The sequence below is a fragment of the Gemmiger formicilis genome, from assembly GCF_016901605.1.
In the GTDB taxonomy this organism is placed as follows: Bacteria; Bacillota; Clostridia; order Oscillospirales; family Ruminococcaceae; genus Gemmiger; species Gemmiger formicilis_B.
In genome coordinates this window covers 1-4221 of record NZ_JACJKP010000208.1, presented here as the reverse complement: position 1 = coordinate 4221, position 4221 = coordinate 1, and the positions used below count along the sequence as shown (strand labels likewise).

Annotated in this window: 6 protein-coding genes; 2 read left to right on the top strand and 4 right to left on the bottom strand. The window is 54.5% G+C overall.

The window, feature by feature from the left end; all coding sequences use genetic code 11:
• From H6B10_RS12890 to H6B10_RS12880, 3 genes are all read right to left on the bottom strand, one after another.
• Positions 1 to 493 (bottom strand): aldo/keto reductase (locus H6B10_RS12890; RefSeq protein ID WP_243427379.1); only part of this gene is annotated, 493 nt, incomplete at its 3' end.
• A gap of 242 nt (positions 494 to 735) precedes the next feature.
• Positions 736 to 1875: an anaerobic sulfatase maturase gene (locus H6B10_RS12885; protein WP_204651975.1), complete on the bottom strand. Its 1140-nt coding sequence runs from the start codon at positions 1873 to 1875 to the stop codon at positions 736 to 738.
• 12 nt (positions 1876 to 1887) lie between these two features.
• On the bottom strand, positions 1888 to 2766 hold the full coding sequence (locus H6B10_RS12880) for a LysR substrate-binding domain-containing protein (protein WP_204651974.1): 879 nt from the start codon (positions 2764 to 2766) through the stop codon (positions 1888 to 1890).
• 110 nt (positions 2767 to 2876) lie between these two features.
• Between H6B10_RS12880 and H6B10_RS12875 the strand changes: the two genes are divergently transcribed.
• Together H6B10_RS12875 and H6B10_RS12870 are read left to right on the top strand one after the other, a co-directional pair.
• A complete protein-coding gene (locus H6B10_RS12875; protein ID WP_204651973.1) occupies positions 2877 to 3464 on the top strand; it encodes a chromate transporter in 588 nt (195 codons plus the stop codon).
• Positions 3461 to 4027 (top strand): chromate transporter, encoded by a 567-nt coding sequence (locus tag H6B10_RS12870; RefSeq protein WP_204651972.1) that lies wholly within the window; start codon positions 3461 to 3463, stop codon positions 4025 to 4027. The genes H6B10_RS12875 and H6B10_RS12870 overlap by 4 nt, the downstream gene beginning before the upstream one ends.
• Before the next feature lie 21 nt (positions 4028 to 4048).
• Here H6B10_RS12870 and H6B10_RS12865 read toward each other — a convergent pair whose 3' ends face one another.
• The gene (locus H6B10_RS12865) at positions 4049 to 4210 is read right to left on the bottom strand and encodes a helix-turn-helix domain-containing protein (RefSeq protein WP_345941845.1); all 162 of its coding nucleotides are present in this window, start codon (positions 4208 to 4210) and stop codon (positions 4049 to 4051) included.
• Positions 4211 to 4221: the final 11 nt, after the last annotated feature.

Below are 4221 nucleotides of genomic sequence, written 5' to 3'. Positions count from 1 at the left end.
CATAGGCGTTCAGCAGTTCCAAAAAAGCCGCTGTATCGCCGTGAAAAGAAAAACCGATGCGACCGATGGCCCCTGCCGACTTTTTCTCCTCAATCCATTCCCGCACACCCAGGCCGCACAGCTTTTGCCATGCAGCCAGATCGGTAAGCATGTGCATCAGATAAAAGTCGATATGATCGGTACCCAGGCGCGCCAACTGTTCCTGAAAGCACTTCTCAATTCCCGCCTTGGATTTGATCAGGTACTGGGGCAGTTTATCGGCAATAAACACCTTTTCCCGGCAGTGCAGACGGCGCAGTGCTTCCCCCAAAGCGGCTTCGCTGCCGCCATAGACATAAGCGGTATCAAAGTAGTTTACCCCCAGTTTGACGGCTTCTCCGATTTGCTCGGTAACGGCATCCAAATCGATCCGCCCGCCACTTTTGGGGAAACGCATACAGCCGTACCCCAGTACCGAAAGATTTGTGCCCGTTTTATCACAACGATATTGCATTCCGCATTTCTCCTGTAAGTATCGGTTTCCCGCCGCACCGCAAAGCGGCCGGCATAATGCCCGGGGACGTTGCCCCGGTTCCATGCCTTCTATTATAGTCGGCAGTTTTGTAAAACACAATCACAAAGCAAAGAAGCGCAGGCCACACGCGGCCGCGCTTCTTTTTGTATGTCGGCATATTCGGTCCTTCCGAGTCATCCTCATTACATTGCTATTGCTTCGTGTCGGCTTTCCTCTGCCGTTTACAGCCCGTTCCGCCGACGCAAAGCTGCTTCCTCGGAGGCAATGGTACGGATTCTGGTTTCGGCATAGGCAAAAAAGCGCCGGAAAGACTGACAGTAATAATTTGCGACCGCTCCGTTTTCGTCCGTACACCAGTCCCGTTTGCACCCGCCGAGGCAAAGGCGGGCCCATGGGCATTCCCGACACATTACCGGCCGGTGGAGCCCTGCTTTCAAGAAATCGGCCGCCCGTTCCGTTTGCCCCAGTTCCCGCAGCGGTGTCTGATGGATATCCCCCAATTTCCACGGGTCCAGAACATAAAAGTCACAGGGATATACGCTTCCGTCCGCTTCCACAACATAATAAGACCCGCATCGCCCATTGGTTGCACAGGTAGAGGAAGGCAGCCCCATGGCCAAATGCACGTAATCGTCAAAAAGGCGAACGCTTGTATACCGGCCGTTTCTCCAATCCCGATACCACTCATCAAACAGTGAACACAAAAAGGTGCCGTAATCTTCCGGCGTCAACGACCAGGGGCGCCGCCCCCGTTCCTCCCCCAGGGGGTCCAGGCAGGGAATGAATTGCAGATACCCTACCCCTGTTTTTTGTAAAGCATGGTAGGTGCGTACCGCACTTTTGGCACATCGTTTTGTTACAACACAGAGAAGATTACAGTCAACGCCCGCCGTTTGCAGCAGCCGCAGGCTTTTCTGGGTCCGCTGCCATGTTCCCTTACCGGCGGCATCGACCCGGAATTCATCGTGCAGTGCTTTATCACCGTCCACGGAGATTCCCACCAGAAAACGGTTCTTTGCCAGGAACGCCGCCCATTCTTCATCGATAGCATATCCATTGGTCTGGATAGCATAGGAAACCGGCAGCTGTTTATGGTTGTACCACTTGACAAGTTCCACAAAGGATTCAAAAAAGGACAATCCCGCCAGAGTTGGTTCCCCACCCTGGAACGCAATACTGATATCACCTTGTTCCCCTGCTGCATCAAACGCCTGACGAATCAGCAGTTCTGCCGTTTGCGGCGTCATGATGCCCATGCTTGCTTGTGTACGGTTGGCCGCTTCATCCTCATAAAAGCAATAACGGCAGCGCATATTGCACAAGCTGGAAGCCGGTTTGATGAGCAAATTTACATGGGGCACCGGATACACCTCTCAATCGATTTGTTGACGGCAAAGCTCCAAGAAGCGCTTCATGGACGCCGTAAGATACTTTTCTTTATGCCACGCGGCCACCCGATGGCGCTGCAGCACGTTACCTTCCACCGGGCGCAGGCAAATTTCTCCCGCTCGGGCCGCTTCTTTTGCCCGGGCCTCCGGCAGAATGGCAATGCCCAGACCTTCCGCAGCTGCCCGCAGCAGTGCTTCGGTGCTGACGCTTTCCCACACAATGTGGTTGGGCAGCCCCCGTGCATCCAGAACATTCTGCAAAACCGTACGGGTGGTGCTGCCCGCTTCCCGTACAAGGAGCGGTGCCTTGGACAGCTGTTCAAGGCTCACGGAATCTTGCCCGGCCAGCGGGTCATCCGCGGCCATTACCGCGCAAAGCAGGTCTGTCCCGATTTCTTCCGTATGCAAATCCGGGATAGCCGGCGCGTTTTCCATCAAGGCCAAATCAAGCCGGTTTTCGCATAAAGCAGCGGCCAGTGTGTCGCCGTTGGCCACTACCACCTGCAGTTCCACGGCAGAATTTTCCTTTAAAAACTGCCGTGCCAGTTTGGGGAGCACCGTATCGCCAAATGTCACCGTAGCGCCAACCCGGATACGCCCCAGGGAATCCCAGTTGCGCAAGCCTGTTTCGATGCGGTCGAAAGAATCCAGCAGATGAAGTGCCTGCGGGTACAGGCGGCGGCCGCTTTCGGTAGGCGAAATATGCCGGTACATCCGTTCAAACAGCCGTGTGCCGTAATATTGTTCCAGTTCCTGTATGGCGCGGGTCACAGCGGGTTGGGTCAGGTGCAGTTCTTCCGCTGCATGAGTCACGCTCTCCAGGCGGTATACTTCCACAAAAATACGCAAATGACGGATGGTCACAACAAGCCTCGCTTTCCAACCAAAATCGTATTACATCCATAACAAATTATCATTTTACGCAGCCGCGTATTTGCTGTATGATAAATGCAAATGAGTATGGGAGGGTCACCATGGACCAACAGCAACAGCCCATGACGCGTGCGGCGCGTCTGCGGGCCTTATTTCTCAGCACGCTGTACATCAGCGCCTTTACCTTCGGCGGCGGTTTTGTCATCGTCACCTTTATGAAACGCAAGTTCGTGGATGAACTGCATTGGATCGACGAGCAGGAAATGCTTGACATGGCAGCCCTTGCCCAGTCCTCCCCCGGCGCCATTGCCGTAAACGCCGCCATTCTGGTGGGCTGGAACGTGGATGGGCTTTTGGGCATGATCGTTGCGGTAACGGGCACCATTATCCCGCCGATGGTCATTCTTTCGGTCATTTCCTTTTTCTACGCCGCGTTTGCTTCCAACGTATACGTTGCTCTGGTTTTAAAAGGCATGCAGGCGGGTGTTGCCGCCGTCATTCTGGACGTTGTCTGCGGCTTGGGCGGCAATGTTCTGAAAACCAAATCTGTTGTCTACATTGCGCTGATGGTTCTGGCGTTTGTTGCCAGCTTTTTCTTTGATGTCAACGTGATCCTCATCATTCTGGCCGCAGCGGCTTTTGGTGTGGTACGCGCCTTGTTCCAGCTGAAAAAGGAGGCCAGACAATGATTTACCTGCAACTATTCATCAGCTTTTTGCAAGTTGGCCTGTTCAGTGTCGGCGGCGGCTATGCGGCCATGCCCCTGATCCAGAACCAGGTGGTGGAACTCCATCCCTGGCTGACGCTGCAGGAGTTCACCGACCTGATCACCATTGCCGAAATGACTCCGGGTCCCATTGCCGTAAACTCCGCCACTTTTGTGGGCATCCGGATTGCCGGTATTCCCGGCGCCATCATTGCCACCCTGGGCTGCATTACCCCGGCTCTGATTCTGGTTTCCCTGCTGGCTTACGTTTACAAGAAATACCGCGATATTTCCGTACTGCAAAACGTTCTGGCCTGCCTGCGGCCCGTTGTGGTGGCACTGATTCTGGGCGCCGGACTTTCGATTCTGTCCATGGTGCTTTTTGACGGTCAGGCTCCCACCCTGAACGCGGTGGACTGGATTGGTGCCGGCAGTTTTGTGGTTGCCTTTATCCTGCTGCGGAAATTCAAATGGAACCCGATCCTGACCATGTGCCTGTGCGGTGCCGCCGGGCTGGTCCTGAACCTGTTGATCCCTGCGGTTTGACGGAATACGGCAGGGCGCTCCTTACGGAGTGCCCTGCTTATTTTTTTGCTTGAACGCCTGATACTCCGCCGGGGTCTGCCCAAAGCTTTTTTTGAAGGCGGTAGAGAAATAGCTCAGGCTGGAATACCCTACTTCTTCCGCAATCTCATACACCTTTTTATCGGTATGCTCCAGCAGTTCCACCGCCTGGCGCA

Coding starts and splice junctions, on each gene's coding strand:
- H6B10_RS12875 (WP_204651973.1), top strand. CDS start 2,877: ATGGACCAACAGCAACAGCCCATGACGCGTGCGGCGCGTCTGCGGGCC.
- H6B10_RS12870 (WP_204651972.1), top strand. CDS start 3,461: ATGATTTACCTGCAACTATTCATCAGCTTTTTGCAAGTTGGCCTGTTC.